Here is a 14,004-nt window from a genome sequence, read left to right as displayed (position 1 = left end):
TGTCCTACCTTGGAAGGTGTGAGTGATGGAGCCCAGGGGCTGGTGAAACGGTGCACGGTTGGAGAAGGCTTACGACTTCCTCTGCGGCGCGTTGTCCTGCATGAACGGCTCCATCCATGAATCCGATCCACTGCGTGGAGGTTTCAGTGCCGGCCCAGTGAATGTCGCCGACCGGTGCACGCAGTGCATCGCCGACGAGGGTGAGCAGGTGCGGCGGGAAGGGGGACTCGCATCCACCGACCCATGTCTCGCTGAGCCAGTCCTGTTGGAGCACTGTGATCGGGTGTTCGGCCTTGCGGCCGAAAAGATCGACCAGATTGTGAACGAAACGTCGTGCGCGCAGGTCGGGGTCATCGAGAACGTCCGGTGTGGGTCCGAAGTGGGTAGCAGGGTGATGCACGATCAGTGTGGTGAGGACACCGGGCGTACCGGCGGCAGGAGTGTGGTCGTATACGACCCGGGTATCGGGCCGGTCGCTGGCCACCGCACCATTGAGTCCGTCCTCGCGCCAGAACGGGGTGTCGTATACGGCATGCATTTTGATGCAACCGCCCATCGGCAGGCGGTCGTGCAGCAACTGTCGGCGCGGGGGAAGGTTGGGAGTGAACATAATTCGTCCGGCATCCTTCGGGCTGCATGCGACGATCACCTTGCGTGCTTCGATCGTGCAGCTCGTGGCATCCACCGACACACCGGAGGTAGACATCCGCAACGTTCGAACCGGAGATTCGAACAGAACGCTCCCCCCCATGCGGTCGGCGAGCCGGAGGGCCAGCTCCTGAGAGCCCCCCTCAAACCGCTGGCTTGCGCCGGCGCGGGAACTTTCGAACCCTCCGCAGGTGGCGAGAAAATACAACACGTAGAGCATCGACACCAGGGTGGGCGGCATGGCGAGCATTGCGGTGAATCGCTGTCCTAGATACTGCACGATCCGCGGATCGGTGACGTTCCGTTCGAGCCAGTCCGCCAGGGTCATCGCGTCGAGCTGTGCAGCGTTTGCGGCGTTCCACGGGCATTCCGGCGCAATAGCTCGCGACAACGAATCGAGCTCGGAGACCGCCCGCCGATAGCAGGCCTTGCCGGCCTCGCCGAGCGGCGGTTCCAGACCATCAAAGCGTTCGACCCGGCCGTCGGCATCCCAAAGCACATCCCCGGCGCGGTGGGCCTGGGACGAGTAACGACGCACGCCAAGTTCGTCGGCGAGGGCATGCACGGCGTCCTGGCTTGGCCCGGTCCATGCCCCGCCCATTTCGAGCGGAACCCCGGAGACAGGGTTCGAATTCTTCAGCCGCCCGCCGCAGCGATGAGCCGCCTCGGCGACTACCACCGTGCATCCGGCCTGCTGTAGTCGCCACGCCGCAGTCAACCCGGACAATCCCGCACCGACTACCGCAACATCCACCTTGCGTACGCTGTTCATTCGAGCACCACTGCGTCACATTCGATCTCGACTCGAGCGTCGCCATAGAGACCGGCGACGTGAAGGAACGCCCCGCACGACGGCAGGTGCTCGCCGAAGACACGTTTATGCTCGTGCGCGACGTCGGCGACGTCGTCCATCGATACGAGATACACGCGAGTGCGGACCACATCGTGGGCGGCGGCGCCGAGCTTGTCCAAAGCGGCGAGAATGTTACTCAGCGCCTGCCTGGCTTGGGGTCCAGCTCCGCCCTCCACCAGCGTCCCGTCGGGTCCGCGACCGACGACTCCGGAGATATAGACAAACGGTCCGCTGCGCAGTCCGGGGGTGGTTCCACACATCTTGTCCGCGGGGCGGACCTGCGGAAGAGTTGTTCGTTCGTACTTGGTCAACTCAGAACTCCTGTATGGGTGATCTAACGGAATGAGCCGACATCATCAATGTGACACAGCTCATAACCTCTATAGTCCAACCACATGGCCGAAAAAGTTCGTCCGATAACGGACGAACTTCCCAGCACTCTGGCCGAAAATGGGAAACTGCGGTAAGACAGATCGATGGACCGAGTCACCCTAGCCCTCACCGCACTTGCCGATAGTCTGGAAAGTGACCTTCCCGCCGCGAAACGGTTCATACATTTGCGAGTCAGCGAGGATGTGCCGCAATACTTCACCGCGGATCCCACAGTGACAGCCGCCGGATACGACAGCCTGGAGCCGATAGCGAAAGAGATTGCGGCCGCCATCCGGCCCAACCCCGACCCGCCCGCGCAGACACTCCACGGCCGTGTACGCGAGGAAATCGTGTTCGCTGCCCGGACCGATATCGCATGGGATCCGCTCGAGGATGCGCTGCGGGCGGGCATGACCGGGCTCTGGGAGTGGATGATGGCCACCATCCCGACCCTGGGTGTGGATCGCTCAACACAGTTGGCGGTGATCGACAGCGCAACACGCACGTTGTTCCGCTGGCTCGATCAGACCATTCGGTACGCGCGCTCGGAGTTCTTCGCAGAGAAGGCGCGAGTCGGGCACACGGCGGCGCGTCGGCGAGCAGAGGTGGTCCGAGATCTCGTCGCCGGCAGGCCGGTTAGGGAGGAGCAACTGGGATACCCGCTGATGAGATGGCACCGCGCGACGATCATCTGGCGCCCAGGGGGCACCATCGAACCACGTGCGATTCGACACTCGACGGAGCGCTACAGCGTTATGTCGGCCGAGGGCGACAACGGCGCCGTGTGGGCATTTGTGGCAACGACCGATGCACACCACGCAGATTCCGACGCGATCATGGCTCTCGGCCTCGACACGGACGTGCGTGTGGCGGCGGGTTCGGTCTACCACGGCTCCGCCGGCCTCGTCCGAAGCTTTCAGGAAGCCTCGGACACATATGCCCTCGCGCTTCGCAAACTGGACGGTCGTCCGCGCAAAGTCGTCAACTACAGGGAGGTCAATCTCGAGACACTCTTGATGCGTGACCAACCGGCCGCATCGCGGATGGCCAACGCCGAGTTGGGGGAGCTCGCTGAGCAGACAACCCGGGCGGAGAAGATCCGTGAGACGCTGAAGGTGTACCTGGAGCAGGCATGCAGCACGACCGGCGCAGCCCGGGAACTCGGAATCAGCGAGCGCACGATCAGACACCGTCTGGTCACCGCGGAGCACATGCTCGGCCGGCCGATTCGGGATCGGATCATTCAGCTGGGAGCGGCGGTGCGTGTGCACGACGCAGTAGCGTGGCGTGACTTTCGAAGCGACGAGTCGGTTCTTCCACTCGCAGACAGATCCGCCGTTTTGTAATCTCGACGACCGGACTGGTGCCCGCCAGGAGGAGTGGGTGCCCGTCCGACGGCCGAGGCCGGGATGTCTCGTTGGCCGTCTGGTTGTCCGGTGGCGTCAAACGGGCTTGATACCAGCTCCGACCGATGCGGCGGAGTTGGTATCAACCATGGTGTGGATTTGGGACCATCGACTGATGGCTGTGCCGAAAAGACTCAATTGCGAGAGCACCGGTGTCCGGTTCGCAAGCGGAGTGTCCGCAGATACCTAGCGGCGTTTGTCGATCTAAGTGAATCCGGGTGAGGTTCGCCGCCGAATGGGCACAACGACCGCCCACCGGGGTTCGTTCATCGACCCTGTTCTGTCGAGATCGGCACGGTCTGCCCCAGCGTGGCACATCTCACGCCGGACCGCCTGCGACGTAGAGGACTTGGCCTGAGACGAAGCCCGCGTCCGGGCTCACCAGGAACGAGACGGCGTGCGCCACATCGTCGGGCGTTCCAATCCGCTTCACCGCGATCTCTTCGAGGGATGCCTCTTTCAGCTCTTCGAATCCGACGCCGATCCGCTCCGCGGTTGCTGCGGTCATGTCAGTTTCGATGAACCCTGGAGCGATCGCATTCGCCGTGACACCGAACTTGCCCAACTCCATCGCCAGTGTCTTGGTGAATCCCTGGATCCCCGCCTTCGCCGCAGAGTAGTTTGCTTGACCCCGATTGCCCAAGGCGCACGTGCTCGACAGATTGACGATGCGACCCCACGCGGCGACGGTCATGTGCCGTTGCACTGCACGGGTCATGAGGAACGCACCTCGAAGGTGCACGTTGATGACGGCATCCCACTCGTCGGCCGTCATCTTGAACAGCAGGTTGTCCCGAAGGATGCCCGCGTTGTTGACGAGCACGGTGGGGGCTCCGACCTCCTCCACGACCCGCTGAACGGCGAATGCGACCGCCGCCTCGTCGGCGACGTCCGCCCCCACCCCGATGGCGCGACCACCGGCTTTGTCGATCTCCTGCACCACGGGCTTGCACGAATCCTCGTCCAGGTCCAGCACGGCAACGGTCAGGCCGTCCTGGGCAAGGCGTTTGGCCGTGGCTGCACCTATACCGCGTGCGGCGCCGGTCACAATGGCAACATGGGGACTTCGCATTGGGGAATCTCCTGTCATCGTCTAGCTCGTGAATAAGTGATGTTTGCTGGTAGCCGCCCGGCGCGGTCACTACCGGTTGGTGTCAATCCGAGCAAGGCCAGGCGAACAGATTGACGTCAAATGCGTCCGGTTTCCTCGATCGTCCGCAGCCCGCTCCCCTTCGCGATCGGCATGGTCACGCTGACCGCGCCAGAGAATCTCGAGGTCGGGTCGACGATGTTCACCCGAGCCGCTGCGCACCTGCCCCCACGGCGAGCAGTGCCTTGCGGTCGCCTGCGTTGATGGGCTTGGACGAACGCGTGCGGGTATCCCATTGCACCATCGTGCATGTCGCTTCTGCGCAGACTCCGCTCGTGGCCGTTCGCACGGTTTCTCGTGTTGTCACGCTGCTGCTTCCTATTCGCTCAGCTTCGATCTCGACCTCCAACGAACCGTCTGCGTAGAGGATCTCGTTCTTGTAGGAGACATCAACTCGAGCGATGACGAAGTTTTCGGAGTCACTGAGATCCAATTGACCCAACCATCGGGATCGGGCCTCGTCGAGCAATGCGACCAACGTCGCGTGATACAGATGGCCAAACTGATCCATGTCACACCAACGGAGCGGTACTGAAATCACGGTCATACACCTTCCTGTTTGTACGATCGAACGTCCTGCACGCGCGAGAGCGGCACGACTTACCCATAGGGCGAGAGATGGGACCTCGGCGGGGCGACGGGGCCTCTAGCTGGTCGCGGATGCGATCGCCTCGAGAACGTCCATGCCGTGCCGCCGGAAGTGCAGCCAGTCGTCCGGGTCGTGACCAATCCAGACCGTCGTATTCGGTTGCAGACTCAGGAGATTGAGCTTGAGCAGCGAACTTCGCGTCGTGGCGGTATCGACGTCCACCGGAGTGCCCGCCAGGCATTCGACATTGGACCGCAAGTGCGCCGCGTCTCCGGTCAGGATGAGCGTGTGACCGTCGAGTCGGAGTTGCAGACCTATCGAACCCGGTGTGTGGCCGGGCAGACTCAGCATCGTCACCGTCCCATCGCCGAACATGTCGTGTTCATAGTGGCGTGGAAGCTCGTTCCATCGGATCTGTGCAGCGGTCTCGAGGTCCTTGTCCCGGAAGAACGGAGAACTGAGAGGGTCCGGGCTCCTCGCGTAGCGAAGCTCGCCCGGGCCGATGTACCCTTCCGCACCGGGGAAATGCTGCAAGCCGCCGGTGTGATCGAAGTGCAGGTGCGATAACACAATCCGTCGAACATCCGATGTTGCGAAGCCCAATCCAGCCAGCTGCCGGTCGAGGCGGAACTCCTCCGGGAAGTGCATCGGAAACGCGTCAACCATGTCGCCGTATGCCTGCCTCGGATCGCCCGCGCCGTCTGCCGCCAGCCCGGTGTCGAAGAGTACGAGGCCCTGATCATGCTCGATCAGGAAGGTTGGTACAGGTATCGTTATGTCCTTGCCGCCGGCACCTACCTGCAGCCAGCTGATGTCACCTGAGAGTGTCGGTGCGTCGAGCGCCCAGATGTGCCTAATACCCTTATCGGTCACGATCTCTCCCTCTGTGCTCCCACGGCGGAATGTCGGTGGTCTGATGACGCTTCTCTGGTGAGGCAGTGGCTGTCGTTGATCGCTCCGGTGCGCTCTGCCTGGCGCTCTCGGATACCGTCATTCGGTCGACTCGCTGCGCACCTGGCGCAGGGTGGCCAGACTCGGGTCGGCGCAATCCGAACCTCACCTGACTGATTGAGGTCACGGAAATGAAGTGGCGGCGCTGAACCAAACTTCTATTTCATTCGTTCGAAATAGATTACTGCGTCTCGGCGGGTATGTACACCCTTCGGTCGCAATAGCAGCGTCGTTCGTGCCGGTCCGTCACATATCGGCGGCACGCGCGCTGAGCCGCGCTGGGGCGGAGTCCGGCTCGAGCGGCGCCGGGCCGCACCTAGTGGGAGTGCCCGCCTTGCGCCACCACGGTGAACAAGGGAACGCTCCCGGCGACTGGGAACTGGTAGTAGGGGTCGAGACGCTCCATGAGCAGGTCGAATGGCACGACATCTTCCGGGGTGACTACGCCCGGCCCACTGACCTCGCGCCTGAGGAGCATCTGCAGCACCACCGCAGCGGGAATTCCTGTGGCACCGGCCATCTCCCCCGGCGGCCAACGATTGAGTCCGACGGCAGCGGTGCGCTGCTGCCCTTCTCGCAAGCCGCGAGCCCACGCCCAGAGACCAGGTGCGTGTAGCGTTCGGGGCGAGTCCACTGGTTTTGCGAACCCTCTCTCGATCGTGCACGCAGCATCGTGCATGGACAGCGCACCGGTGTCGACCTGATCCATGAGTGTCGCCAGTCGGTCGAACCACCAGCCGGGCCCAGCCATCACATTCACGCAGCGGCGAAGACCCGGGAAACGTCGAGGCAGAGTGATCGCCTCGGGGTGACCAACCGTTCGTACGTCGATGGGGCCGAGGTTTGGATAGTCGAGGCGAAGCAACTGCAGGGGGCGGACCTGGGCGCTTCGCCCGTTCTCGACAGCCTGTATGGTCCCGGTGCACTGGTGGACGAGGTGCATCGCCGCCGCGCTCGGCGTTGCGCCGCTCGGCGGTGATGTGGTGCCCGCGAGCGCCCAACCGGTCACGAGATCGTGAACTTCGTCGAGTTCCGTGACTGCACGTGTGGCGAGCACGTTGGACACTCCTGGGCTTGCGCCCATTCCGATCACCGCGGTCACACCGGCCTTGCGGGCCGCTTCGTCCAGCTTCAGTACGTCAACTGTCGGTTCCCAATCATCGTTGATGTCGAGATAGGTGCAGCCCGCTTCGAGAACCGCTTCGAGCACCGGTCTGCCGAAGATCGTGAAGGGGCCCAGGGTGCTGACCACTGCGTCGACTCCGCCCAGATGTGCGGTGAGGTCGTCGTCGGTCGCATCAAATCTCACACAGTGCGCCTTCGAACCAAGGCTATTCACGAGCGCCTGCGCTCGATCTTCGTCTCGGTCGAGGATCACCAGTTCCGTTACCTCGTCGAAGCCGGCCGCTGTGGAGGCTACGGTCTGGCCCATCGCCCCGGCCCCACCGACAATCATTACGCGCATTCCCTGTCTCCCATGCTCTCTCGTATGTCGTGAGCGGCACGTTCTACGTATACCGACGTTTCCCGGCTGGTCAGCGCGCTACCTCGAAGAGCCCGGCTGCTCCCATGCCGCCACCCACACACATCGCGATCACGGCGAACTGTTCGCCGCGGCGTCGCGCTTCGATGAGCGCGTGACCCACCAACCGGGCACCCGACATCCCATAGGGGTGCCCAAGCGCGATCGCCCCGCCGTTGACGTTCATCTGTTCGGGATCGATCCCCAACAGATCCCGGCAATACACGGCCTGACTGGCAAACGCCTCGTTGAGTTCCCAGATACCGATGTCGGCTACTTTGAGCCCTGCCTGTTCCAGTAGTTTCGGAATCGCGGTGACCGGGCCAATGCCCATCTCGTCCGGGGCGCAACCTGTGACGGCGATCCCCCGGTAGAATCCGAGTGGCTCGAGTCCGAGACCGGAGGCGTATGCCTTCTCCATGAGAACACATGCGGACGCTCCATCGGACAGCTGAGATGAGTTCCCGGCCGTCACCGAGGGCTCCCACGTGAGGTCACCAGGTTCGAGCACAGTTCGGAGCGCCGCGAGCCCCTCGGGGGTCGTGCCGGCCCGAATCCCCTCATCCTGACTAATCTTCACCTCGACCATTCTCTGTTCGCCGCTCTCCCGGTCGGCTTCAGCCTTGGTGACCACCATCGGGACAATCTCGTCGTCAAAGGCGCCGACCGATTGCGCGCGTGCGGCACGCAGTTGCGATTCCAGGGCCATCTCGTCCTGCCTTCGCCGACTGACGTCGTAGCGGCTTGCGACAATTTCCGCTGTCTGCAGCATGGGCATGTACAGCCCCGGCACCGTGTCCCGTAGCCAGGGATCCTCTGCACGATAGGAATTCGCATGCCCGTTCTGGACGAGGGAGATGGATTCGACGCCGCCGCCCACCGTCACGTTCATTCCGTCGACGATGATCTGCTTCGCTGCCGTTCCGATCGCCATCAGGCCCGAGGAGCACTGGCGATCGACCGTTTGGCCCGGGACAGTGGCGGGAAGTCCCGCGCGGAGCGCTGCTTGGCGGGCCACGTTGGAACCGGTGGACCCCTCCGGCATGGCGCACCCCAGCACGACGTCTTGGACCACTTCGGGATCGAGTCCGACCCGCTGCACGGCGGCGCCGATGGCGTGGGCCGCCAACTCCTGCCCCTGGGTATTGTTGAACGCCCCGCGATATGCCCTCGCGATGGGCGTACGGGCTGTCGAGACGATGACGGCTTCTCGCATGTCGGTCCTTGCTGTTGTGAAGTGAGATTCCGTGTTGAGGTGTGGGGAGTTCCGGTGGTTATCGGATCAGGAACAGGACCTCCGCAACGCATGCCGGCTTGTCCTGCTCCTCGGCGATGACCGCGATGTCGACGAGGACTTCGAGGCCGCTGTTCTTTGGCGATACCCGGCGAATCGCGCCGTGCGCGCGCACGCGGGAGCCGACCAGCACCGGGGCGGGGAAGCGCACCCGGTTCAGGCCGTAGTTGACTGCTGCCGACTGCCCTGTCACCGAAAAGAGGTCGTCGATGAGGGCCGAGATCAGCGAAAGCGTCAGGTATCCGTGAGCAATGGTCTGCCCAAAGGGTCCTTCCGCGGCTCTGGCCGGGTCCGTATGGATCCACTGGTGGTCTTCGCTGACCTCGGCAAACGCGTCGATTCGGGTTTGGTCGATCTCGATCCAGCGGGAATAGCCGAGGTCGGCCGGCGCGACAGTAGCCAGGTCGTTGATGTCGATGGTAAGCATGTGTTCTCCAAGTTGAATCGAGTGAGTGCCAGCGGTCCGCCGACCTCAGATGTCCGGGTCCGAATCCGGCCCGGCCTTGTTGAGAAAGTTCTGAGCGCCCTCGCGTGCCTCGGGTTTCTGCCAGATCGGTGTGGTGATGCTGACATGCATCTGCCATGCCTCGGCGCCGGTCCAGCCGCTGGCGCCCATGATCACTTTCTTCGTCGCGTCCACTGCTTCGGGTGACGCTCGGTTGATGAGTTCGGCTATCTCCAAGGCTGTTTCGAGCGTGCTGCCGGGCTCCACCACAGTCGTGATAAGACCTAGTTGATGGAGTCGGTGGGCGGAAACGTGGCGGCCGGTCAGGGCCATCTCCAGCGTGACCTTCTCCCCGATGATCCGTGGGAGCCGCAAGAGCGCGCCGCCGTCTGCAACCAGTCCCTTCTGCGCCTCCGGGAGCCCCAGGGTCGCGTCGCTCGCACACACGATCAGATCGCATGTTGCGGCGATCTCGAATCCGCCGGCTAAGGCGTAGCGTTCAACGGCGGCGATCAGCGGTTTGGTCGGCGGCGTGCGGAGAAAGCCGGCGAAGCCGCGATCTTCGTACTCGGCGGTCTCCCCGTGAAGGTATGCCTTGAGGTCCATACCTGCACTGAAGCCTTCAGTACCGGTGAGAATTGCTGTGCGCAGCGACGGGTCGGTGTCGAGGGTGTCCATGGCGGCGGCGAGGAGCCCGGCAACCTCGTCGTTCACGGCGTTTCTGACCTCGGGACGGTTGAGCGTGATGATCAAACAGGCATTGTGCCGTCTGGTCAGTACGACGGGCCGACTCTCACGCACGCGGTTCCTCCACACAGCGCAGATCCAGAGAGCCGATCGACATCGCGGTCCGTTGCCGGCCGACGAGTTCGATCCGGAGGACTCCACGATCGGTGGGGTGTGTCTCGATCCGGAGCGTCGACTGTCCCCAGTGAAAGTCTTGCCAGCATTCGTCGCCAGATCCTTTACGTCCGCCGAGAAGTTCGCCGAAGACGTACTCGGCCCGGGACCGGTTGCGTACGCCGAGCACGGTGCGCACCATCGTGGTGGGAGAGCTTCCCGGGAGTTCCCTGATGTCCTTCCACCAGCGCCGATCGCGGCCGTTGGCCGCGTGCGGAATCATGGTGGCGTCGGGCAGTTCTCCTGTGATCGCGCTGTCGATGAGGCATGGATCAAGCGTCGTGTCTGCCAGTTGGATCACGATGTTGAAGGCGTCGGCCGGGGCCACGAAGGCCTCTCGCCACGGCGGATACTGCAAGTCTTGCTTGACCACACGCATGCCCCCTGAGTGGAAGGCGTTGATTGCCAGCTCGAGATCGGGAACTACGAAGGTGATGTGGTGGGCACCTTCCCCGTGGTCGCGGATGAAGCGGTGGAGAAAGCCGTCCTGCAATCCGTGTGGTTCGACGACCTCGAGCTTCATGCCTGAGTGCTGATCACCGAGATGGGTCACGGCATATCGGAAGTGGTCCATCGTCTCGCCGGCGAGGACTGTCGCACCGAGTCGGGTGCGCAGTTGCCTCAGACAGGCTCGCGCGTCGGATACCGCGACCGCGGTATGGTCGAATTTCGGAAGCGGATTGTTCATCCGTCGCCCCCCGTCGTCTTGAGCCAGGAGCGGTCCGTGACGAGGTCCGCGCAGGTCTCGCCCTTGCTCCACTGTGATGAGGACAGCAAGGCCCGGTGAAAGGGAATCAATGTTCGGACACCGGCCACCGTGAACCCGTCTAGGGCCGTGAGCATGCGCTCGGTGGCTTCTTCGCGGGTCTCGCCCCAGGCCACGAGCTTCGCGATCATCGGGTCGTAGTGAGGGTGGACCATCGCCCCGGTGGTGACGCCGGAGTCGATTCGGATGCCAGGGCCTTGGGGTTCGGTATAGGCAGTGATCCGGCCCGGTGAGGGAAGGAAGTTTCGTGTGGCGTCCTCCGCGTTGATGCGGCATTCGATTGCGTGTCCGTGGATGGTGAGATCCGCCTGTGTGAACGGAAGCGGCTCGCCGGCTGCGATCCTGAGCTGCTGCTCGACGAGATCAAGGTCGGTGACCATCTCGGTAACCGTGTGCTCGACCTGAATGCGGGTGTTCATCTCGAGGAAGAAGAACTGTCCGTCGTGCAGGAGACCCTCGACCGTGCCGGCGGAGGTGTACCCCACGGATTGTGCTGCGGTGACGGCAATCGCGCCGATGTGCTCGCGCAGCTCGTCTGGGATGCTCGGTGCGGGAGCCTCTTCGATCAGCTTCTGGTGGCGCCGCTGCACCGAGCAATCGCGCTCGAACAGGTGGACCGTGTTGCCGTGCTGATCGGCCAACACTTGGACTTCGACATGCCGGGGATTGTGCAAGTAGCGCTCGAGGTACACGCTCGGGTCACCGAAGAATCTCTGTCCTTCCGCGCTGGCGCCCTCGAGGGCGGACGCGAGGTCTTGGGGATGGTGTGCGACCCGAAAGCCTTTGCCACCCCCGCCTCCTGCCGCCTTGACGGCCACCGGGTAGCCGATCTCGTCTGCTGTCTGCCGCGCTCGGTCCAGGTCGGAGGCGTTGTCCAGCGACCCCGGGACCACTGGTACCCCGGCCGCCGACATGATGCGCCGCGCCTGCACTTTCGATCCCATGGCGGAGATTGCCTCGGCAGGAGGACCGATGAAGACCAGCCCGGCATCAGCGCATGCGGTGGCGAAGTCGGCGTTCTCGGCGAGCAAGCCGTATCCCGGGTGGATCGCCTGCGCGCCGGTTCTCACGGCCGCATCGATGACCTTGTCGATTCGGAGGTAGCTGTCGCTCACCGGTGCCGGACCGATGAGAACCGCCTCGTCGGCGAGTTCGACGTGGAGGCTGTCGGCATCGGCTTCCGAGCAAACGACGACGCTACCGATTCCCAACCGTCGCAGCGTACCGATGATGCGGACGGCGATCTCTCCGCGGTTGGCGACGAGGACCTTGTCGAAGAGTGCCGATCCCATCTCAGAGCTCCACTTCGGCAACGATCTGATCCGCCTCGACCACATCGCCTTCTGCGACGTGGAGGGCCGCTATGATCCCCGCCCCCTCAGCCTCGACGGGTATCTCCATTTTCATTGCCTCCAGTACGACAACGGTGTCCCCCTCCGCGACCCGCTCTCCGACGCTGACATTGACTTTCCAGACTGACCCCGATGTCACCGCGGCGACGGGGATTCGTGCACTCATATCTGATCTCCTTAAAGACGCATAGTCCATTGACGGGCTTGGGGCCCAAGCTTTGTTCTCATTCCGGTCAGAGCGGCCCTGACGAAGACAGCGACCATCTCCCTCGTCTCACGAGGGTCGATCATCTGCTCGATACCGAAGGCTTCGACCGTCTTCCAGATGTCGGCCATGGCGAGCATGCGGGCCTCGACCGATGCACGGAACTGCGCCGGATCGTCCGCTGCCTCGATCTCGCGGTGGAACCCGGCCTCCACACCGCCCTCGATGGGGAGGTCTCCCCACTCGGCCGACGGCCAGGCGAGTCGAAGCTGCATGCTGTCCGGGTTGGAGGTTGCCGATACCGCCATTCCGTAGGCCTTCCGCACGTGGATGGTGACGACAGGCACTTCAGCCTCGATGATCGATTGGATGGCGCGCATCCCCCACCGGATGACGCTGCCGCGCTCGGCCTCCGGGCCGATCATGAAGCCAGGGACGTCGACGAAATAGAGGATGGGCAGGTGGAAGGTGCTGCACATGTCGACGAACCTGATCTGCTTCTCGGCGGCGGCGGCATCGAGGGCACCACCGAGATGCATCGGGTCGTTGGCGACCACCCCCACCGCTATGCCGCCGATGCGTGCCAACCCCGTCGTGACGCTTCGCCCCCACTTGCCGCCGATCTCGAAGAAGCTGTCGCGGTCGACGACGGCGGCGATGAGGGCACGAACCTTGTACGGCTGTCGGCGGTTTTCGGGGATGATGGAGAGCAGTTCGTCGGCCCGCCGGTCAATGGGATCGTCCGTCGCGATCACCGGAGGCAACTCCCATACGTTTTGAGGCATGTAGCTCAAAAATCGCAGTGCCTGGGCGATTGCATCGTCCTCATCGGTAGCCATATTGTCGATCGCGCCAGACACGCCGGTGACGATCGGCGCACCGCCCAACTCTTCTTTCGAGATATCGCGACCGAGGGCACGTTTGACCAAAGGCGGACCGCCCGCGAACAGCGACGAATCCTTGGTCATGACGCTGAAATGGCTCAGGACCGCCCGACCGGCCGTTCCGCCGGCAGCTACCCCACTGACGATCGACACCACGGGTACCTCCGACATCAGCCCGAAGCAGCGCTTCCAGCTCAGAGAGCTCACCAGGTACGAATGCCCCTTTTCGGCCTGCGCGGCGACGTCGCCGCCGACGCCCTCCGAGAACATCAACAGCGGGATGCGGTAGTGGTGCGCAAGATCCTCAACAAACCCGCCGAATCCACCCTTGAAGCGGTCGAGGTACGACTGTGGAGCGCCCGCCCGGACGGTGAAGTCCTCGCCGCCGAGAGCGATGGGACGCCCATTGACGTCTGCGAGTCCGCACACATAGCTCGAGGGAAGCTGACCGACCTGTCTGCCGCCGGCGTCAATGTCGTCGAAGGTCGCAAATTCCCCGATCTCGTAGAACCGTGTGGCGACCCGGTCGATTCGTTCACGAATCGTGAAGCGGCCCTGCTCGTGTGTACGGTCAATTCGCCGCTGCCCGCCGAGTTGACGGGACAGCGCGCGACGGCGGGTGATCTCCGCGACCGCCTGATCCCAGGAAAAGCCCACTTGTTTTCTC

Annotated in this window: 14 protein-coding genes; 1 reads left to right on the top strand and 13 read right to left on the bottom strand. The window is 63.4% G+C overall.

Annotated elements, in window-relative coordinates; genetic code table 11:
* Positions 1-4 precede the first annotated feature (4 nt).
* Both WKC72_RS41310 and WKC72_RS41305 read right to left on the bottom strand, forming a co-directional pair.
* Positions 5-1,420 (bottom strand): flavin monoamine oxidase family protein, encoded by a 1,416-nt coding sequence (locus tag WKC72_RS41310; RefSeq protein ID WP_370185092.1) that lies wholly within the window; start codon positions 1,418-1,420, stop codon positions 5-7.
* The gene (locus tag WKC72_RS41305; protein ID WP_370185090.1) at positions 1,417-1,812 is read right to left on the bottom strand and encodes a Rid family hydrolase; all 396 of its coding nucleotides are present in this window, start codon (positions 1,810-1,812) and stop codon (positions 1,417-1,419) included. Before WKC72_RS41305 ends, WKC72_RS41310 begins: the two co-directional genes overlap by 4 nt.
* A gap of 294 nt (positions 1,813-2,106) precedes the next feature.
* Between WKC72_RS41305 and WKC72_RS41300 the strand changes: the two genes are divergently transcribed.
* Positions 2,107-3,219, top strand: a complete 1,113-nt coding sequence (locus tag WKC72_RS41300; protein ID WP_370185088.1) for a PucR family transcriptional regulator — start codon at positions 2,107-2,109, stop codon at positions 3,217-3,219.
* 379 nt (positions 3,220-3,598) lie between these two features.
* On the opposite strand, the gene fabG is transcribed toward WKC72_RS41300, so the two are convergent.
* From fabG to WKC72_RS41245, 11 genes are all read right to left on the bottom strand, one after another.
* Positions 3,599-4,351 carry a 3-oxoacyl-ACP reductase FabG gene (gene fabG / locus WKC72_RS41295; RefSeq protein WP_370185087.1) on the bottom strand — a complete coding sequence of 251 codons (753 nt, stop codon included), beginning with the start codon at positions 4,349-4,351 and terminating at the stop codon, positions 3,599-3,601.
* Positions 4,352-4,571: 220 nt separating this feature from the next.
* Positions 4,572-4,976, bottom strand: a complete 405-nt coding sequence (locus WKC72_RS41290; RefSeq protein WP_370185085.1) for an acyl-CoA thioesterase — start codon at positions 4,974-4,976, stop codon at positions 4,572-4,574.
* Positions 4,977-5,075: 99 nt separating this feature from the next.
* The gene (locus WKC72_RS41285; RefSeq protein WP_370185084.1) at positions 5,076-5,891 is read right to left on the bottom strand and encodes an N-acyl homoserine lactonase family protein; all 816 of its coding nucleotides are present in this window, start codon (positions 5,889-5,891) and stop codon (positions 5,076-5,078) included.
* Positions 5,892-6,285: 394 nt separating this feature from the next.
* A complete protein-coding gene (locus tag WKC72_RS41280; RefSeq protein ID WP_370185082.1) occupies positions 6,286-7,425 on the bottom strand; it encodes a saccharopine dehydrogenase family protein in 1,140 nt (379 codons plus the stop codon).
* 79 nt (positions 7,426-7,504) lie between these two features.
* Complete coding sequence (locus WKC72_RS41275; protein WP_370185080.1) at positions 7,505-8,707, bottom strand: acetyl-CoA C-acyltransferase; 1,203 nt, start codon at positions 8,705-8,707, stop codon at positions 7,505-7,507.
* Between the two features lie 58 nt (positions 8,708-8,765).
* Complete coding sequence (locus tag WKC72_RS41270; protein ID WP_370185078.1) at positions 8,766-9,212, bottom strand: MaoC family dehydratase; 447 nt, start codon at positions 9,210-9,212, stop codon at positions 8,766-8,768.
* 45 nt (positions 9,213-9,257) lie between these two features.
* Positions 9,258-10,031: a crotonase/enoyl-CoA hydratase family protein gene (locus WKC72_RS41265; protein ID WP_370185076.1), complete on the bottom strand. Its 774-nt coding sequence runs from the start codon at positions 10,029-10,031 to the stop codon at positions 9,258-9,260.
* A complete protein-coding gene (locus tag WKC72_RS41260; protein WP_370185075.1) occupies positions 10,024-10,818 on the bottom strand; it encodes a VOC family protein in 795 nt (264 codons plus the stop codon). The genes WKC72_RS41265 and WKC72_RS41260 overlap by 8 nt, the downstream gene beginning before the upstream one ends.
* The gene (locus tag WKC72_RS41255; protein WP_370185073.1) at positions 10,815-12,188 is read right to left on the bottom strand and encodes an acetyl/propionyl/methylcrotonyl-CoA carboxylase subunit alpha; all 1,374 of its coding nucleotides are present in this window, start codon (positions 12,186-12,188) and stop codon (positions 10,815-10,817) included. Before WKC72_RS41255 ends, WKC72_RS41260 begins: the two co-directional genes overlap by 4 nt.
* A 1-nt stretch (position 12,189) precedes the next feature.
* Positions 12,190-12,414, bottom strand: coding sequence for an acetyl-CoA carboxylase biotin carboxyl carrier protein subunit (locus WKC72_RS41250; RefSeq protein ID WP_370185071.1), 225 nt, complete (start codon positions 12,412-12,414; stop codon positions 12,190-12,192).
* Positions 12,415-12,425: 11 nt separating this feature from the next.
* The gene (locus tag WKC72_RS41245) at positions 12,426-13,994 is read right to left on the bottom strand and encodes an acyl-CoA carboxylase subunit beta (protein ID WP_370185070.1); all 1,569 of its coding nucleotides are present in this window, start codon (positions 13,992-13,994) and stop codon (positions 12,426-12,428) included.
* Positions 13,995-14,004: the final 10 nt, after the last annotated feature.

It is taken from the genome of Rhodococcus wratislaviensis, assembly GCF_041228765.1.
Classification (GTDB): domain Bacteria; phylum Actinomycetota; class Actinomycetes; order Mycobacteriales; family Mycobacteriaceae; genus Rhodococcus_F; species Rhodococcus_F wratislaviensis.
The sequence above is the reverse complement of the archived record's forward strand: the minus strand, read 5'-3'. Positions and strand labels throughout refer to the sequence as shown.

What these genes read in the sequence shown, in the direction of transcription:
- WKC72_RS41275 (WP_370185080.1), bottom strand. Translation starts at nt 8,707, where the DNA reads ATGCGAGAAGCCGTCATCGTCTCGACAGCCCGTACGCCCATCGCGAGG.
- fabG (WP_370185087.1), bottom strand. Translation starts at nt 4,351, where the DNA reads ATGCGAAGTCCCCATGTTGCCATTGTGACCGGCGCCGCACGCGGTATA.
- WKC72_RS41270 (WP_370185078.1), bottom strand. Translation starts at nt 9,212, where the DNA reads ATGCTTACCATCGACATCAACGACCTGGCTACTGTCGCGCCGGCCGAC.
- WKC72_RS41290 (WP_370185085.1), bottom strand. Translation starts at nt 4,976, where the DNA reads ATGACCGTGATTTCAGTACCGCTCCGTTGGTGTGACATGGATCAGTTT.
- WKC72_RS41310 (WP_370185092.1), bottom strand. Translation starts at nt 1,420, where the DNA reads ATGAACAGCGTACGCAAGGTGGATGTTGCGGTAGTCGGTGCGGGATTG.
- WKC72_RS41255 (WP_370185073.1), bottom strand. Translation starts at nt 12,188, where the DNA reads ATGGGATCGGCACTCTTCGACAAGGTCCTCGTCGCCAACCGCGGAGAG.
- WKC72_RS41280 (WP_370185082.1), bottom strand. Translation starts at nt 7,425, where the DNA reads ATGATTGTCGGTGGGGCCGGGGCGATGGGCCAGACCGTAGCCTCCACA.
- WKC72_RS41250 (WP_370185071.1), bottom strand. Translation starts at nt 12,414, where the DNA reads ATGAGTGCACGAATCCCCGTCGCCGCGGTGACATCGGGGTCAGTCTGG.
- WKC72_RS41260 (WP_370185075.1), bottom strand. Translation starts at nt 10,818, where the DNA reads ATGAACAATCCGCTTCCGAAATTCGACCATACCGCGGTCGCGGTATCC.